Origin of the sequence: Enterobacter sp. BNK-13, assembly GCF_048685015.1 — a bacterium.
In the GTDB taxonomy this organism is placed as follows: domain Bacteria; phylum Pseudomonadota; class Gammaproteobacteria; order Enterobacterales; family Enterobacteriaceae; genus Enterobacter; species Enterobacter quasiroggenkampii.
The window spans coordinates 1,270,133-1,287,348 of record NZ_JBLQTP010000001.1 but is presented as its reverse complement, the minus strand read 5'-3'; the positions used below and the strand labels follow the sequence as shown (position 1 = coordinate 1,287,348).

Sequence of the window (17,216 nt, the reverse complement as noted above, 5' to 3'; positions counted from 1 at the left end):
CTGATGATTAACGTGCTTACGGTGTGTACGGATTAGTTTTATAATAAAACCATACCCCACCGGAGAATTCGCTGTGAAACGTACCCGCCTTGAAGAGAGCACCTGCCCCGTCGCCCGTTCGCTGGATATCATCGGCGACTGGTGGTCGCTGCTGATCGTCCGCGACGCGCTCCGCGGGATTAAACGCTTCGGCGAGTTTCAGAAAAGCCTCGGTATCGCGAAAAACATGCTGACCACGCGGCTCAAGCTGCTGGTAGACGAAGGCATTCTCCGGCTTCAGCCCGCCTCCGACGGCAGCGCCTGGCAGGAATACGTCCTGACCGACAAGGGACGCGCCCTGCAAACCGTGCTGGTTGCCCTGTCCCAGTGGGGCAATGAATTTTTGTTCGCGGAAAACGAATGCGGCACCGTGCTGGTCGATAGCGAACAGCGCAAACCCCTGCGTAAACTGGCGCTTATCGCCGACGATGGCCGCGAACTGACGCCTGAAGAGATCGTGGCTAAACTCCCCTCCTGACCGTTCCCGACGGCAAAAGCACAAAATGATCGCCAATATGGTTGCATTATAAAACCAAATAGCCGAGAGTTAATTCAGTTTCATATTGAAACCAAATAACCCACTTTGCCTGAGGTAATGCACGATGACTACGCAAATCACCACCGCCCTGATTACGGGTGCCTCTTCCGGGATCGGTGCCGTCTATGCCGATCGCCTTGCCGCGCGCGGTGCTAACCTGGTCCTGGTCGCCCGCCGCGAGGATCGCCTGAAAGCCCTCGCCGCCGACCTGCGCGCACGCTATGGCGTGGCCGTCGATATTCTGGTGGCCGATCTCACCGATGAAGCCGGGATCCGGGCGGTGGAAGACGAACTGCGCAGCAATACCGCCATTGATACGCTGATTAACAACGCGGGCACCGCGCAGATGGCACCGTTCCTCGCGGGCGAGGTGGCGCAGCATCAGGCCATTAACACCCTGAACACCACGGCGCTGATGCGTCTGACCTACGCCATCCTGCCGCGCCTGGCACAGAACAATCGCGGCACGCTGATCAATATCGCGTCCGTGCTGGCGCTGCACGTCCGGGCGGGCAGCGCGCTCTACAGCGCCACGAAGGCGTGGGTATTGAGCTTTACCCGTGGGTTACAGGAAGAATTTGCCGACAGCAACGTGCGCATTCAGGCCGTGCTGCCCGCCGCTACCGCAACGGAGATCTGGAGCCATTCAGGCGTCACGGTGGACGATCTGCCGGAAGGATCGGTAATGACCACCGACGATATGGTGGATTCGTCGCTGGCGGGTCTGGATCAGGGCGAACCGATCACCATCCCGCCGATGCATGATGCAGGCCTGTGGGACCGCTACGAAGCGGCGCGCCTTGAGCTGTTTAGCAGCGCGCGCACCGGCATCCCGGCACCGCGCTACGTAAAACAGTAGCCTAACGCTGAAGCAGGTCGCCGTACTCGCTCATCCAGGCGGCCAGCGGCGAGAGCGCATCCTGCAGGGTTAACCCCAGCCCGGTAATCTGATACTCCACGCGCGGCGGGATCTCCGGATAAACCGTCCGCGTCACCAGCCCGCGCTGTTCAAACAGACGCAGCTGCTTCGTCAGCTCTTTCTGGGTGATGGGGGCAGCCGCCCGCAGCAGGTCGCCAAAGCGGACAGGCGTGTTAATCACAATAAGACGATAGAGGATCGGGATTGCCCATTTGCCGGAAATCAGGTTTACAAACTGCGTCATCGGGCAGGTATAGGCCTCAGATTTTTTTTCACAGCACTCCTCCAGCATTTCAGCCATAGCACACCTCTTGCCTCTTTAGTATCCATTTGGTACCTGGTTTCCTTTCGATACTAACGTTTCTATAGTGCTTTCTCCAGTGACATTTCAGGAGAAGAACATGGGTCGTTTAACCGATAAGTATACGTTGATTACCGGCGGCACCAGCGGTATCGGTCTCGCCACCGCGCAGACATTTATCGCCGAAGGGGCGCACGTCGCCGTGACCGGACGCAACCCGGACACCCTCGCCGAAGCAGAGCGCATTCTGGGCGATAAGGCCTGGGTGATCCCAACCGATGCGGGCGATATCGCGTCGCAAAAAGCGCTGGCGGCAACCCTCGCCGCCCGCTGGCCACGCCTGGACGCGGTCTTTCTCAACGCCGGCGACGTGACGCACGCGCCGCTGGAAGCCTGGCAGGAAGAGACCTGGGACCGTCTGATGAACATCAACCTGAAGGGACCGTTCTTTTTAATCCAGGCGCTGCTGCCGTTGCTGAATAACCCGTCGTCGGTGATCCTCTGCGGCTCCGTGAGCGCGCGCATCGGACTGCCCACCAGCAGCGTGTATGCCGCGAGCAAGGCCGCCCTGCTGTCGCTGGCGCGCACGCTGTCGGCGGAGCTGCTGCCGCGCGGGATCCGCGTCAACGGCCTGAGCCCCGGTCCGGTGGAAACCCCGGCCTTTACGAAAACGGGCTTAAGCGAAGAGGCGCTTAACGCAATGATGGCGGAGATCATCACGCTGGTGCCGCTGGGCAGAATGGGCTCGACGACGGAGCTGGCAAAAGCCGCGCTCTATCTCGCCTCCGACGAGTCGAGCTACACGGTAGGAACGGAACTGCTGGTGGACGGCGGAATGGGGAGCCTGTAACTCAAAAGGCGCTGATGCCGGTGACAATGCCGACATACAGCGCCGCCCATACGGCGGCAGAGGCCAGGCTCACGCCGTAAACTTTCACCACGTTCAGCCTGAGCATGCCTGCCGCCAGCGGCACGATGTAGCGCAGTACCGCCAGGAAGCGCGCGATAAACAGCACCAGCACCCCGTTTTTTTGTAGCTGATGCTGCACCCGCAGAAATTTACCGGCGTGTTTTGCCGTGAAGCGGGTCATCCAGCGCGTGTGCCCCATCCGCTGCCCTAAGTGGTAGTTCAGCGCCGAGCCCGCCGTTGCCCCCATCACCACGGCCAGCCACGCCAGGGCAGGATGCATGCTTGCCTGGCTGACGGTAATGCCCGCCAGCAACATGACCGAGGCGGGCGGCAACACGGAGGAGATCAGCACCGTCGACTTGCTCAGCGCCATCATAAATAACAGCGCGAACAGATGTGCCGGATACAGCGCAAAATGATTCAGCAGATTATCAAGCCACGCCATTTTCCCCTCCCCCGTTAATTATTTAATTCTCCATTTAAAATGAATAACCTTAAATAAACCCTCAACATTCCATTAATAATATTCTCCTAAACCGTTCTTAAACATTTTTTAAATTCCTGAGCGGCAACGTTAAATAAGCGTATTATTCCTCTCGTTTTACAACGATCTCGTTATGGCGAGGCTCCTGTACAAATACACGTTATCGCTCTGGTAGGTTCGAGAGAATCGACACAGGGTAAAACAGGCACTGTCGAATCAAGGCTTTGTCAGTATAACTTCCCTCGCGGGATACGGTGTACAGTGCTGAACCCAGGACGTGGGGATCTCCTCTTCGACATGCCCTGTCTTGCTCGCCCCTGAGAGATTTTATTATTCAAAGGGAATTCATTATGTCTTACGCTATTCACAACCAAAACCTGGCATTCAATGACAGCGCGATCGCGCAATATATGAATACCGATTTTATCGTCCTCGATATGGCATTATGCGTGGCGCTGGCGCGCGAGCAATTCTTCGAAAAATTAAAAGACGATGATATTCCGTCGCATATTTTTATCGAAGACCATGGCCGCCTGGCGGGGATGGTTGCCGTGCGCAAATTGCTGCAGACCACCGATACGGTGCAGCCGCTGAAATCGCTGATGATTTCGCAGTTTTTGCAGGTCAAACCGGAAGATGAACGTGCCGATGTTGCCGGACTGCTGGCGCACGGCGGCGCGGATGTGGTGCCCGTGGTCACCCACGGCAAGCTCGTCGGCTGCCTGACCGAGCGCGAAATAGCCCATCTGCTGGAAGATGACGTCACCGAAGATGCCCAGCTTCAGGGGGCGACGCTCCCCCTGGAGAAGCCCTATCTGGAGACCAGCCCGTATAGCCTGTGGAAAAAACGCTCCGTCTGGCTGCTGCTGCTGTTTGTCGCCGAAGCCTACACCAGCTCGGTTATTCAGCATTTTGAAGAGGCGCTGGAGTCCGCCATCGCGCTGGCGTTCTTCATTCCGCTGCTGATCGGCACGGGCGGCAACAGCGGGACGCAGATCACCTCCACCCTGGTGCGCGCCATGGCGCTGGGGGAAGTGCGTCTGCGCGACGTGGGCCGCGTGCTGCGTAAAGAGATGACCACCTCGCTGATGATTGCCGCCACGCTGGGTCTTGCCGGGTGCATCCGCGCCTGGATGATGGGAATAGGGCTGGAAATTACGCTCATCGTCAGCCTGACGCTGGTCTGCATTACGCTGTGGAGCGCCATTGTCTCGTCCGTCATTCCAATGGTGCTCAAGCGCTGCGGCATTGACCCGGCGGTCGTCTCCGCACCGTTTATCGCGACGCTTATCGACGGTACCGGGCTGATTATCTACTTTAAGATTGCGCAATATACGCTGGGGCTGGAGTGAACGATCGCGCGCCTCAACCTCCCACTGGAGGTTGAAAACACCTTACTGACGAACTGAGCGGTCAGTTCGTCTTTATAAATTCCGGAACGTATTGCTCTGCTTGCGAAAAGCATAAATAAAGCGAGATAGTAACCCTGTTTTCGTCGGACGAATGGATAGGGATATGTGGCAGACGCGAGCGGTAGAACTGAATACCCAGGCTTACTGGGACTGGAATAAAACCGGTGAACTGGTGGAGTGGGCTGTAGCCCATGGCTTCAATACCCTCATTGTCGGGCAGGCTGACCTCTTTAATCTGCTTGCCACACCGAAAGGGTATACGCCACATCACTACAATGACCGCTTATCCAGCCAGCAGCGGGCGCGCTGCGTTTATCTCAACCGCCTGGGCCAGCTGTGTCGACGTCAGGGGCTGCGATTTTACCTTCAGGCCAAAGAGCTCAACTTTCCAACCGATCTCTTGCTTTCCCATCCGCACCTGTTTGATCCCAACCAGGGTGTACGCTTCGACGTCGACTTCTGGTGCAGTTACCTTGCGGATAAAATTTCGCAGATCTGCCAGCGCATTCCGTCTCTCAGCGGCCTGATGATTGCGATTTCTAATACCGACGGATTGCTGCCAGTCTCACGCCCCAGTTGGGAGCAGCCATCAACGGAAAAACCCGCCCCGTTACAACGCGACGATCGCAGCTTCATGATTTATAGCTGCTGCTTCACTGCCCTCTCCCGGGTGATGCAGCAGGAAAATAAACATCTGGTGCTGCGTGTATTTCCGGCGGATAACCACGATCTTGGCAACGTGCTGGAGGCCATCCGTCCCTTACCGGCGAACGTCAGCGTCTCGATCAAGCTCACCCCCGAACGTTTCTGGCCATCCTTTCCTAATAACCCCGCACTGCTGGAGGTTCGGGAGCGCGAGGTCTGGACAGAGATCGACCTGGTCGGGGAAGAAGTTGGCTGGGGCATCTTTCCATTCCCACGTATTGATGAACTCCAGGGGCGGTTGCTCTGGTGTCGCAGTAACCCGGCCATCACTGGCGCAGTATGCAAAGTGAGCTGGGAAAGTCTGGATAACCACTGGATCATGGGGACGCTCAGCGAATGTAATCTGGTGGCCTGCAGCAGAATGCTGAGCAACGAGGGGACAACGCTGACGAAAGCGCAGCTGATGACCGACTGGCTACACGAAAGCTATGGCTGGCAACCCGACGAGCAGACCTTAGAGACATTTTGTTCCCTGCTTGAGCAAGCGGGACAGGTGTTATACAGCGCTATTTATGTCCGCAAGCACGTTTTCCATCGTCACAGCCAGGTACCCGAAAGCTATGGCCAGGCGGTGTGGAGCCTTTACGGCCAGCTAAACCGCAATTACTGGCTGCCTGGCTCAGAACGGACAATCACCTTCGATCGCAACGATCCAGAAACGTCCGCCGCTTGCCTGTCACGTATCGCAAGGGAGAAAGACGAGGCGGGCAACGCTGCCGCCGCGCTTCAGGAAGCGGCACTGCATTTCGTAAAACGCGCCGCGTTTCCCCGCTCGCTTGAACGTCGCTGGTATGAAGAGTGGCAGGGCTTTACCCTCTATTGTCGTCTCTTTTTACATGCGCAAAAGGCGTTCTTTACGCTGCGCTATGCCCGTGAGGTCGAGAACAGCTGGAGCATGCAGGAGATTAGCCATATCAATATTCAGGAGCTTTATCGATGCGCCTGTGAAATGGAGGATTACTGCCAGAAACACACTGACGCCTCACCCGGTCTGCATGTGTTATTTGATGCCTCGCGGGTACGTGCGCTGGCTGACAGTCTGAGCCATGAATTAACGTCGCTGAGAGGGCGTTCATAATCCCTCACCTGCGTCTCTGACAACCACGATTTCTCTTTTTTGCAACACCCTTTCGGTCTGAAAAAACGCGAAATGTGACAATTTTCAATAATTAATTGTCCTTCAGAAATCAAACGTGAAGTGCTTCACCGTTACGTCAAGAAGCACCGTTTCTGCGCACTCCGGCGACGGTAAAAACGCGTTAAATCCTGGTCATCATGTTGATGAACAGGAATGACGATGAAAATTTCTTTAGACAATGCGCCACTCGATCGCAGTGGCAATACGGTACTGACGGCGCAACTGCAACAGCTTATCGATGAGATAGCCTCCGCCGGGGGCGGAACGCTGGTCGTGACGCCCGGCATCTGGCTCACCGGTACGCTGGTTTTACCCTCTCATTTTACCCTGCATCTGGAAGCCGGTGCCTGCCTGCGCGCCAGCGCAAACCCTGCCGATTACCAGCATTCGGAGACGGTGACGCTCGCAGAAATGTCAAACATGGCGCTCCTTTACGCCCGTGGCGAGCAGCACATCACGCTGAGTGGAGAAGGAAAAATTGATGGAGACGCCGCAAGCTGGTTTTCATCAGAGGCGGATGACCAGGGCTATCGCCAGCCTAAATCACAGCGCCCGCGACTGGTGGTGTTTGAAGGCTGCGAACAGGTACGCCTGCAGGATATTACCCTGCATAACTCGCCGATGTGGACCGCTCACCTGGTGAGCTGCAACCACGTTTTTGTCCGGAACATCACCATTGATAATGACCTGGCGCTCGCCAACACCGATGCGCTCGATATCGACAGTTGCCAGCACGTCCATATCAGCGACAGCTACTTCAGCGCCGCCGACGACGGGATTTGCCTGAAAACCACCTGGAAACCCGCGCCGCTACAGCAGCCCATTCGTAACGTAACGGTGAACAACTGTATTGTGCGTTCCAAAAGCTGCGCCATCAAAATCGGTACGGAAACCTTTGCCGATATTGAGAACATCACCGTCAGCAACTGCACGATTTTTGAGTCCAACCGGGGTATTGGGCTGGTCTCACGCGATGGGGGGCGTTTTCAACGGCTGGTGTTCAGCAATATTCTGTTTGACTGCCGTCACGGCCATCCCTGTCACTGGGGAAAAGCCGATCCTATCTATATTTCGGTACGCCACCGTGCGCCAGAGGTTCAGCCTGGCACCATCGAAAACGTCATTTTCAGTAACCTTGCAGGCCACGCTGAAGGCGCGATTAACCTGCACAGCGACACGCCGGGCAACATTCGCGACGTCATGTTTAATGGCCTCTGCGTTGAACAATGCCTCAGCGACTCGCAGGAACAAGGCTTCTACGATATTCGTCCGCCGTGCAACCCCGCGCGTCCAACCGGAATGGGGCTGGACAACGCCTACAACATCAATCCGTCTACCGGCCGTGCGCATGGGGTAGAGCCCTACCCTGGCGGTATGCCCATTTTTTACGCCAACGGCGTAAGCGGGCTGCGGCTCTGCGCCACGCACCTCTGCCGACCGGTGCCCTTGCCTGCAGGCTGGAATGCGGAAAAAACCGTCCTGCTTAACGTTCAGAACCTCATCACCGACTCCGCCTGTGCATAAAGGTGGAACCTTTGGACGACTTCGTCACTGAGGATAAAAATGATAAAAAAAGTACATGAAATAAAGCTGCATAACTACGTTTGTTATGGTCTTGCTGATGTAATAGGCTCTGGCGCGTTCACGCTGGTGAGCGCATGGTTACTCTTCTTCCTGACCACCTTCTGCGGCTTAACGCCGATTGAAGCAGGCTCGCTGTTTGCCGTGGCGCGCATTGTCGACGTCATCATGTGTCCGCTGATGGGCTATGTCTCCGATAACTTCCATAAAACCCGGCTGGGCCGTCGTTTTGGTCGTCGCCGCTTCTTCTTGTTGGTCAGTATTCCACTGGTGTCGGTCTACAGCCTGCTGTGGGTAGAGGGGTTTAACTACTGGATCTATCTGCTGGTCTATATTCTGTTCGAAATCGTCTATTCGATGATTATTATCCCTTACGATACGCTCTCCGCAGAAATGACCTCCGATTTTAGCAAGCGTTCGAAGCTGACCAGCGCCCGTATGTATATCGCCCAACTGGCGGGATTTGCCGCCGCCTTTCTGCCGGGACGCCTGGTGGCTTATTTTGGTTCAGACTCCGCAGATTCGTTCTTTTATGCCGGCGCGATCTTCACGCTCTCATTTATGGTCGTCCTGTTCTTTGTCTACTTCGGTACCTGGGAACGCTCGCTTGATGAGATAGAGCAATGCGAGCGTCACGTTGACGAGGGGGAAAAGCAGCCGCTCCTCGCCCGCGTTCACGCCATCTGCTACGACTTCCTGTCCACGCTGAAAATAAAAACCTTCCGCTCGCATCTGGGGATGTATCTGGGCGGCTCCGTTGCCCAGGATATCTTTAATTCGGTATTCACCTACTTTGTCGTCTTCGCCCTGATGACCTCCCCGGTCATGGCCTCCAACCTCCTGGCGACCATCAACGGCATGCAGTTCTTTGGCGTCGGTGTAGCAACCTGGCTCACGCTGCGTTTCTCACCCTCACGCGCGTTCGCCACCCAGGCAACACTCGCCCTTCTGGCTTTTCTCCTTTTCGGCGCGGCATGGGTAAACGGTTCTACCAGTATGGCCCTGCTCTATCTGACGGCAGGGATTGCGGGTCTGGCGCGCGGGGGGATCTACGCGATCCCGTGGAACAACTACACCTTTGTGGCGGACGTGGATGAAATCCTCACCTGCAGCCGCCGCGAAGGGATCTTTGCTGGCTTTATGAGCCTGTTGCGTAAAGCCTCCCAGGCGCTGTCAATCTTCCTGGTCGGCGTTGCGTTGCAACTCTCCGGCTTCGTTTCAGGGCAGAGCCACCAGCCGGGAACGGCCATCACAATGATCGTGATTATCATGATTGCGCTCCCCGTTGTGCTCACGCTCTGGGGGATATGGTCGGCCTTCCAGTTCAAGGTGAACAGCCGTACTCATGCCATCCTTAACGACGAGGTTGCACGCCTCAAACGTGGCGAAAAGAAAGACGCTGTCAGCGCTGAAAACAGAGCCGTGATTGAAAGTCTTACCGGCTTACCTTACGAGCAGTGCTGGGGGCAGAACACGGTGGGCCACGTCAATCGTAGCCAGATGAAATCCCGTTCGACCGTACAACTGAAAAATGCCTGATGTTCCGGGCGGGTAACCGTGCCCGCCCGGCAGGAAGAAGAGAACAACATGACTGAACATAACCTGGTGATGCAACAAGGGATATGGGCGCGGATAGGATTACCCCGGGAGCTTAGCTGGGGATTCATCGGTGTTTTTTTATTTATAACCGGAGCGACCATCGAACAAAGCTGGCTGGCTTCACTTTTGCAGCAGCGGGGCTTTGATCCTGTTGAAATTAGCCTGCTCTCATCCATCTTCGGCCTGTGCGTTGCCGCTGTCTCCTGGTTTTCCGGTATCGGAGCAGGCGTGCTGGGGGTGCGCCGGCTGATGTGGATCGCGACGGTGGTCTATTTTATCGGCTCGGTGCCCTTTATTTTTGTTGCCCTCCCCCAGAATAACTATCCGCTCATGGTCGCAACCTACGCGCTACGCGGGGTGGCTTACCCGCTGTTTGCCTACTCGTTTCTGGTATGGATAAACCAGCGCTGCGAAAGCCGTATTTTAGGCCGTGCGGTCTCCTGGTTCTGGATAGCCTTCGGTGTCGGAATGACAATTGTTGGCCCGTGGTACTCCAGCATGATGCTGGCCCGCATGGGCGAAACGGGCACGCTGTTGAGCGGCTTCGCGTTTGTTCTTTGCGGCGGGTTTTGCGCACTGGTCCTCAACCAGGACCGGCCCGTTTTCAGGGACGGTTATCCGCTGAGAACAGCGCTTCTGGAGGGGATTATCGTCCTGGTGCGAGAGCCGAAAATGCGTCTGGCGGTCGTGGTGAAAACCATCAATGACATCGGTAAATTTTCGCTGGTGATCCTGATGCCGGTCTATTTACCGCAATTTGGCTTTAGCATTGCCGAGTGGCTAACAGTCTGGGGCCTGGTCAATATTGTGAATATTTTCGCCAGCTATCTGTTTGGCTGGCTGGGCGATTGCCTGGGCTGGCGAAAAACGGTGATGTGGTTTTCCGGTACGCTATGCGGCGTAGCCTCCATCGCGGTGTGTTATGCCCCCGTGCTGTTTGGCCACAGCACCCTCGCCCTGTTTCTGGCGCTCGCCCTTTACGCTATCGGCCTGGGGGCGTTTGGCCCGCTGAGCGCCCTGATCCCCTCGCTGCTGCCGGAAAACAAAGGGGCGGCGATCTCCTGTCTCAACCTTGGTTCGGGGCTAAGCAATTTCGCCGGCCCCTTCATCGTCACCGTGTGCGTCGCGCCATTGGGTGTGGAAGGGACATTGTGGGTGATAGCCGTACTCTATTTCGCCGCCAGCCTGATGACGGTACCGCTGCGCCTACCGGAAACGGCGGCACGGCCGAACGCTTAAGCCGTTTCATCGCCTGCCAGTTTTTTTACCGCTCGCCCAAACGCCTCAATTGCCAGAGCGACATCCTCAGCCATCACCGATTCTGCCGGATGGTGGCTGACCCCGCCCCTGCAGCGCACAAACAGCATCCCCACCGGCCAGCGTTCCGCCAGGGCGATGGTGTCATGCCCGGCGCCGCTGGGCAGGGATAACGAGCGCCCCTGCACCGATTCCACGGCGTCGCCCAGCAGGTGCTGCAAACGCGCATCGCACGGCGTGGCGGCGATACGGTAAAACTCCTCGGCGCTGAAGCTCAGCCCGCGACGAGCGGCAATCGCCTGCGCCTGCGCCAGCAGCTCAGCGAGCAGCGCGTCAAGCGGGGCATCCTGCGGGCCGCGAATATCCAGCGAGAGCGCAACCTCGCCGGGGATGACGTTGACCGCACCGGGCAGGCAGCGCAGTTCACCGACCGTCGCCACCCGGTTGCCGCCCTGCTGTCGGGTGGTGTTTTCAATCAGCACCATCCATTCGGCGGCGGCGGCCAGGGCATCCTTACGGTGATGCATTGGCACGGTACCCGCATGCCCGGCCTCGCCGGTGAAGCGGCAGTTGAGGCGGCGCGCGCCGTTAATGGCTTCCACCACGCCCAGCGCCAGCCCTTCCTGCTCCAGACACGGTCCCTGTTCGATATGCAGTTCCAGGCAGGCGCTAAAATCGTCCTGATGACGTGCCGCGAGCGCCACGCGGGCAGGATCGAGCCCCGCCTGCACCATCGCCTGCGCCACGCTGATGCCCTGAGCATCACACGTCTCCAGCCAGCCCTGCGGCCAGGTGCCCGTCAGCCCCCGGCTGCCTAGCAGGGTGATCCCAAAACGGGTTCCCTCTTCGTCACCAAAGCCGACAATCTCTATGGCCTGCGCCAGATGCACACCCTGCTGGTGTAGACTATCCACCACTTCGATGGCGGTAAGCACCCCGAGCATGCCGTCGTAGCGCCCGGCGTTGCGTACGGTGTCCAGATGCGAGCCAAGCAGCACCGCCTGGGCCCCCTCCTGCGCGCCTTCGTAGCGTCCACAGATATTGCCCACGCTGTCCTGCCAGACGGTCATGCCCGCCTGGCGCATCCACTCCCCGACCAGCTGGTTGGCCTGCAGATGCTGCGTGGAGAGATACACCCTTGTCAGCGCATCCGGAGTTTCGCTGATGGTGGCCAGCGCGTCGGCGCGCGCCATCACCCGTTCTGCCGCCGGGCTCATTGCGCCGTCTCGCGGCGATAGTGGTCCCACGCGGCCTGCATGGCGGCCCCCTGCGTGGTGGTAAATTTGAGGTAGTTCAGCACCGACTCAAGCGCGCTCAGGGTAGTCATCACGCAGTCCTTGCGCGCGTTATAGCCCATGGTACCAATGCGCCACACTTTGCCGTGCAGCGGGCCAAACGAGGTGCCGATTTCAATCCCGAAATCTTCCAGCATCAGCTTACGCACCTGGTCACCGTTGACGCCCTGCGGTATCACCACGCCCAGCACGTTGTTCATCTTGTGCTTCAGGTCGCCGAAGGTCTCCAGCCCCATCGCCTGAATCCCCTTAAGCAGCGCATCGCCGTGCAGCTTATGACGCGCGATGCCGTTATCCAGTCCTTCCTGCAGGATCAGCCGCGCGCATTCGCGGGCGCCAAACAGCGCGGTGGTGGCTTCGGTGTGGTGGTTCAGCCGCTCCGGCCCCCAGTAGTCCATCACCATGCCGAGATCGAAGTAGTTGGAGTAGATCATCTCCTCGTCGCCGTCGCGGTGGGCGTCGGTGCGAATGCCCTCCTCCACGCACTTGCGGCGGCGGATCGCCTCTTCCATCCGCGCGCTCAGGGTGATCGGCGACGTGCCCGACGGGCCGCCGAGGCATTTCTGCATCCCGGCCGAGACGGCATCCAGCCCCCAGGCGTCGGTCTCCAGCGCGTTACCGCCGAGCGACGCGGTGGCGTCGGTGTAAAACAGCACGTCGTAACGGCGGCAGATCGCGCCCAGCTCCGCGAGCGGCTGCAGCATGGTGGTGGAGGTGTCGCCCTGCACGGTCAGCAGCAGGCGCGGACGAATACGTTTTATCGCATCCTCGACCTGGTCCGGGGTAAACACCTCGCCCCACGGCACCTCGATGGTATGCACCTCTGCACGGCAGCGGCGGGCAATTTCGCACAGCAGGTGGCCAAAGCGGCCAAAGACCGGCACCAGCACCTTATCTCCCGGTCGAATGGCGGAAACCAGAATGGCTTCAATTCCCGCGCGGGAGGTGCCGTCCACCAGCATCGTCCAGCGGTTTTCGGTGCGGAATACGCCGCGATAGAGCGCCATCACCTCGTTCATGTAGTGGGTCATGGCCGGATCGTACTGGCCGATCAGCTGGCTCGACATGGCGCGCAGCACGCGCGGGTCGGCGTTGATCGGGCCCGGGCCCATCAGCAGGCGCTGCGGCGGGTTGATTTGCGGAAAGTGTGCGATATCCATTGTTGAGTCCTTATCAGTTGAGGCCGCGCACGGAGGAGATGAACTGCTTCAGTTCCGTGGTCTGCGGGTTGGCGAACAGCGTTTTGCTGTCGCCCTGCTCCCAGACTTTCCCCTGGTGCATAAACACCACGCGGTCGCCCACTTCGCGGGCAAAATTCATTTCATGGGTAACCAGTATGAGCGTCATCCCCTCGGCCGCCAGTTGCTCCAGCACTTTGAGCACTTCGCCCACCAGCTCCGGATCCAGCGCGGAGGTGATCTCGTCGCAGAGTAACACTTTCGGCGACATCGCCAGCGCGCGGGCAATCGCCACGCGCTGCTGCTGGCCGCCGGAGAGGCTCGACGGGTAGTAATCCAGACGATCGCCAAGGCCAACCTTCTCCAGCATCTGCTGCGCCAGCGCCCGGCATTCGGCGGCGCTTTTTTCAGCACCCGGCGCGGGGCGAGCATCACGTTCTCCAGCGCCGTCATGTGCGGGAACAGGTTGAAGCTCTGGAACACCATCCCGACCGAGCGGCTGATTTCACGCGCCTGGGAATCCCGGTCGGTAATGGTCATGCCGCCCAGCTTGATGCTGCCATCCTGATAGCCTTCCAGGCCGTTAATGCAGCGCAGCAGCGTGCTTTTGCCCGAACCGCTGCGCCCGATGATGGAGATTACCTGGCCCATGTCGATATCCAGATCGACGCCCTTGAGCACGTGGTTATCGCCGTAGTACTTCTGCACCTGATTAATGGTGATGAGAGGCATTGAATTTCGTCTCCAGATAGCGGCTGTAGCGCGACAGCGGATAACACAGAATAAAGTAGCCCAGCGCCACCAGCGCAAAGACCTTAAACGGCTGATAGGTCACGTTGGTCAGCATGGTCCCGGCCTTGGTCAGCTCGACAAAACCGATAATCGACGCCAGCGCGGTACCTTTGATCACCTGCACGGCAAAGCCGACCGTCGGCGCGATGCCGATGCGTAGCGCCTGCGGGGCGACCACGCGAAACAGGGTCTGGCCGAAGGTCAGCCCCAGGCAGCGCGAGGCTTCCCACTGCCCCTTCGGTAAAGCACGAATGCTGCCGTACCAGATATCGAGCAGAAATGCGCTGGTGTAGAACGTCAGCGCCAGCGAGGCGGCGGTCCACGGCGAAACGTCGATGCCGAACAGCGCCACGCCGAAGAAGGCCAGGAACAGCTGCATCAGCAGCGGCGTGCCCTGAAACAGCTCAATATAGCCGCGGATAATGCGCTTCACCGTGCGCCCGCCCGTCAGGCGCAGCAGCAGGAGCGGCAGCGTTACCACCGCCCCGCCGACGAACGCCACCAGCGACAGCAGCACCGTCCAGCGTCCGGCCAGCAGCAGATTGCGAATAATGTCCCAGTCGGTAAAGGTGGTCATCATGCCTGCACCCCCAGCCATTTCCGTCCTGCCGCCATCATCAGCTGGCGCAGGGTAATCGACAGCGCTAAGTAAATCCCGGTGGTCACCAGATAGACCTCAAAGCTTAAAAACGTTCTGGACTGGATCAGGTTGGCGGCGAAGGTTAGCTCTTCATACGAGACCTGCGACACCACCGACGAGCCGAGCATCACGATGATGCACTGGCTCACCAGCGCCGGATAAATGCGCTGCAGCGCAGGCGGCAGCACCACGCGGATAAAGGTCTGCAGGCGGGTCAGCCCCAGCACGCGACCGGCCTCCCACTGCCCTTTCGGCGTGACCTGAATGCCCGCGCGAATAATCTCGGTGCTGTAGGCGCCCAGGTTGACCACCATGGCCAGCAGCGCCGCTTCCCCCGCCGTCATCTTCAGCCCCAGGTTCGGCAGGCCGAAGACGATGAAAAACAGCTGCACCACAAACGGCGTGTTGCGGATGATCTCCACATACCCGCCCCAGATCCGGCTGTACCAGGTGGTGCGTCCGCTGCGGATCGCCGCGCCGATAATCCCTGTTGCCAGCCCGCCGACGGTGGCCATCACCGTCAGCTGAATAGTGACCCACAGCCCGGCCAGCAGCTCCGGCCAGTGCGGCCAGAGGGCGGAAAAATCAAGTTGCTCAGTCATCGGCTCAGGCGCCAAGGTTTGCCGGCAGCGGGGCCTTCAGCCATTGCTCAGACAGACCGTTCAGCGTGCCGTCCTTAATGCCCTGCTCGATCAGCGCGTCCACTTTTGCCTTCAGGGCCGGTTCGTTTTTCTTCAGGCCAATGAAGCACGGCGAGTCTTTCAGCATAAAGCTCGGCACCGGGGCTTTCGCCGCGTTCTGGCGCGAAATGGCCGCCACCACGAGATTGCCGGTCGCCACGTACTGCACCTGGCCGGACAGATATGCCGACAGCGTAGTGTTGTTGTCTTCGTAGCGCTTGACGTCCGCGTCTTTCGGCGCCAGGCCGGTCAGCACCATGTCCTCCACCGCCCCGCGCGTCACGCCGATGGTTTTTCCGCTGAGCGCGGCGGCATCCTTCAGTTCAGCCCCTTTCGGACCAAACACGCCGAGGAAGAACGGCGCGTAGGCGCGGCTGAAGTCGATTACCTTCTCGCGCTCCGGGTTTTTACCGAGGCTGGAAATGACCAGGTCCACCTTGTCGGTTTGCAGGTACGGCACGCGGTTGGCGCTGGTCACCGGCACCAACTGCAGCTTGAGCTTCATCTGTTTAGCCAGATAGCGCGCCATGTCGATGTCATAGCCCTGCGGCTGCAGATCGGTTCCCACCGAGCCAAACGGCGGGAAATCCTGCGGAACGGCGATGCGAATTGTGCCGCGTTTCTCAATATCCTGAAGCTGGTCAGCCTTTGCTGGCAGCTGTGTGAAGAGGCATGCTGCCCCGGCCAGTGCAATCAACAATTTTTTCATGGTGCTTCCCCGTAACGTTAACATGAAACAAAAGATTCTTTGAGTGTGATTTTGCAACTAATGTGCCAGGTCAGGCGAAACGGGGGATATTGTCATAAAGCCTGATAAAGCGGGGAATGGCGAAAAGGGGGCGCTCTTTTACGCCCCGTCTGATTGCACTGTTTTAATGCAAAGCACCAGCCTGATGCCCCATTATCGCTGTTCCAGCTCGTCCAGCTGCTGGTAGAGGGAGGCAATCTCGTGAATGCGCGGGCGGCCTTTATCGAGAATGTCATGCAGGAAGGCGTTCGCCAGCAGGTTGATCAGACTGTTGACCGACGAATAGCTGTCATAGGCGGAGACGCTGTCCAGCGGGGTGCAGAGCTGCCAGCTCGCCAGCGGGAACAGGCTGTGGGCCTGCGGCTCGCACATCAGCAGCACCGGAATACCGCTGCTCTGAAGCTGCTGCATCAGCGGGCGAATGATGCGCGGGCGACGGCGGAAGGCCATCATCACCACCAGATCGTCCGGCGTTAAGTCTACCAGCTCCTCGCTCAGGCTCTGCCCCGGCTGCGGCAGCACCAGCACCTGACCGCGCGCCTGCAGCAGCTGCTGGCGCAGGTGCAGCGCCGCCGGATAGGCGTTACGCATGCCGATAATGACGATGCGGCGCGCCCTGACCATGCAGGCCATGGCGTCGGCAAACTGCTGCGCGTCGAGGGCATTGACCCACTGGGTCAGGTTTGCCATCTCCTGCTTATAGTGGCGCGCCAGCAGCGTATTGCCCTGCACCGCATCGCGATTGTCGGTGAGCGGCATCCCGCTCTGGCGCAGGGTGCGCAGCTCTTCGCGCATGTCCTTATATTTCTCATAGCCCAGACGCTTAAACAGACGGCTCACCGTGGCTTTCGACACCCCGCTCAGCTGCGCCAGCTCGGCGCTGTTGTAGCTAATGAGGTCGTCAAAATGATCGAAAATAAAATCCGCCACCCGCTGCTCCTGCGGCGACAATGACGCGTATTGTGCTTTCAGTCGTTCATCAAGCTGTTCCATAACGCCT

16 protein-coding genes, 1 pseudogene and 1 riboswitch are annotated in these 17,216 nt (G+C 58.7%); of the genes and pseudogenes, 8 read left to right on the top strand and 9 right to left on the bottom strand.

From position 1 onward, the window contains the following. The first annotated feature begins 73 nt into the window (after positions 1–73). Both ACMGGQ_RS06055 and ACMGGQ_RS06050 read left to right on the top strand, forming a co-directional pair. Positions 74–517: a winged helix-turn-helix transcriptional regulator gene (locus tag ACMGGQ_RS06055; protein ID WP_045908316.1), complete on the top strand. Its 444-nt coding sequence runs from the start codon at positions 74–76 to the stop codon at positions 515–517. Positions 518–641: 124 nt separating this feature from the next. Further along, entirely contained in the window at positions 642–1,436 is a 795-nt protein-coding gene (locus ACMGGQ_RS06050; protein WP_420289721.1) for an SDR family NAD(P)-dependent oxidoreductase, read from the top strand. Position 1,437: 1 nt separating this feature from the next. On the opposite strand, the gene ACMGGQ_RS06045 is transcribed toward ACMGGQ_RS06050, so the two are convergent. Then, positions 1,438–1,797 (bottom strand): winged helix-turn-helix transcriptional regulator, encoded by a 360-nt coding sequence (locus tag ACMGGQ_RS06045; RefSeq protein WP_420289720.1) that lies wholly within the window; start codon positions 1,795–1,797, stop codon positions 1,438–1,440. Positions 1,798–1,897: 100 nt separating this feature from the next. Between ACMGGQ_RS06045 and ACMGGQ_RS06040 the strand changes: the two genes are divergently transcribed. Further along, positions 1,898–2,647: an SDR family oxidoreductase gene (locus ACMGGQ_RS06040; RefSeq protein WP_420289719.1), complete on the top strand. Its 750-nt coding sequence runs from the start codon at positions 1,898–1,900 to the stop codon at positions 2,645–2,647. 1 nt (position 2,648) lies between these two features. Here the strand turns inward: ACMGGQ_RS06040 and ACMGGQ_RS06035 are convergent, their stop codons facing one another. Then, a complete protein-coding gene (locus tag ACMGGQ_RS06035; protein ID WP_234082021.1) occupies positions 2,649–3,152 on the bottom strand; it encodes a DedA family protein in 504 nt (167 codons plus the stop codon). A 159-nt stretch (positions 3,153–3,311) separates the two neighbouring features. After that, positions 3,312–3,481: riboswitch (M-box (ykoK) riboswitch) on the top strand. A gap of 60 nt (positions 3,482–3,541) precedes the next feature. Between ACMGGQ_RS06035 and ACMGGQ_RS06030 the strand changes: the two genes are divergently transcribed. The 5 genes from ACMGGQ_RS06030 to ACMGGQ_RS06010 all read left to right on the top strand — a co-directional run bounded on the left by ACMGGQ_RS06030 (position 3,542) and on the right by ACMGGQ_RS06010 (position 10,865). Beyond that, positions 3,542–4,543 carry a magnesium transporter gene (locus ACMGGQ_RS06030; RefSeq protein ID WP_048222446.1) on the top strand — a complete coding sequence of 334 codons (1,002 nt, stop codon included), beginning with the start codon at positions 3,542–3,544 and terminating at the stop codon, positions 4,541–4,543. Between the two features lie 163 nt (positions 4,544–4,706). Further along, complete coding sequence (locus ACMGGQ_RS06025) at positions 4,707–6,386, top strand: hypothetical protein (protein ID WP_420289718.1); 1,680 nt, start codon at positions 4,707–4,709, stop codon at positions 6,384–6,386. A gap of 219 nt (positions 6,387–6,605) precedes the next feature. Beyond that, positions 6,606–7,970, top strand: coding sequence for a glycoside hydrolase family 28 protein (locus ACMGGQ_RS06020; RefSeq protein ID WP_420289717.1), 1,365 nt, complete (start codon positions 6,606–6,608; stop codon positions 7,968–7,970). Positions 7,971–8,009: 39 nt separating this feature from the next. Beyond that, complete coding sequence (locus tag ACMGGQ_RS06015; RefSeq protein ID WP_420289716.1) at positions 8,010–9,566, top strand: MFS transporter; 1,557 nt, start codon at positions 8,010–8,012, stop codon at positions 9,564–9,566. 48 nt (positions 9,567–9,614) lie between these two features. Continuing rightward, complete coding sequence (locus ACMGGQ_RS06010; protein ID WP_414454982.1) at positions 9,615–10,865, top strand: MFS transporter; 1,251 nt, start codon at positions 9,615–9,617, stop codon at positions 10,863–10,865. Here ACMGGQ_RS06010 and hpxK read toward each other — a convergent pair. The 7 genes and pseudogenes from hpxK to hpxU form a co-directional block, all read right to left on the bottom strand. Next, positions 10,862–12,100: an allantoate amidohydrolase gene (hpxK, locus tag ACMGGQ_RS06005; RefSeq protein ID WP_196346108.1), complete on the bottom strand. Its 1,239-nt coding sequence runs from the start codon at positions 12,098–12,100 to the stop codon at positions 10,862–10,864. The genes ACMGGQ_RS06010 and hpxK overlap by 4 nt on opposite strands. After that, a complete protein-coding gene (locus ACMGGQ_RS06000; protein ID WP_048222430.1) occupies positions 12,097–13,338 on the bottom strand; it encodes a pyridoxal-phosphate-dependent aminotransferase family protein in 1,242 nt (413 codons plus the stop codon). Before ACMGGQ_RS06000 ends, hpxK begins: the two co-directional genes overlap by 4 nt. Positions 13,339–13,351: 13 nt before the next feature. After that, positions 13,352–14,088 (bottom strand): annotated as a pseudogene (locus ACMGGQ_RS05995) (amino acid ABC transporter ATP-binding protein). Further along, positions 14,069–14,725, bottom strand: a complete 657-nt coding sequence (locus tag ACMGGQ_RS05990; protein ID WP_071882588.1) for an amino acid ABC transporter permease — start codon at positions 14,723–14,725, stop codon at positions 14,069–14,071. The pseudogene ACMGGQ_RS05995 and the gene ACMGGQ_RS05990 overlap by 20 nt, the downstream one beginning before the upstream one ends. After that, positions 14,725–15,390, bottom strand: a complete 666-nt coding sequence (locus ACMGGQ_RS05985; RefSeq protein ID WP_045908453.1) for an amino acid ABC transporter permease — start codon at positions 15,388–15,390, stop codon at positions 14,725–14,727. The genes ACMGGQ_RS05990 and ACMGGQ_RS05985 overlap by 1 nt, the downstream gene beginning before the upstream one ends. A gap of 4 nt (positions 15,391–15,394) precedes the next feature. Beyond that, the gene (locus ACMGGQ_RS05980) at positions 15,395–16,177 is read right to left on the bottom strand and encodes a transporter substrate-binding domain-containing protein (protein ID WP_008499846.1); all 783 of its coding nucleotides are present in this window, start codon (positions 16,175–16,177) and stop codon (positions 15,395–15,397) included. A 192-nt stretch (positions 16,178–16,369) separates the two neighbouring features. After that, a complete protein-coding gene (hpxU, locus tag ACMGGQ_RS05975; protein ID WP_048027314.1) occupies positions 16,370–17,209 on the bottom strand; it encodes a MurR/RpiR family transcriptional regulator HpxU in 840 nt (279 codons plus the stop codon). Positions 17,210–17,216: the final 7 nt, after the last annotated feature.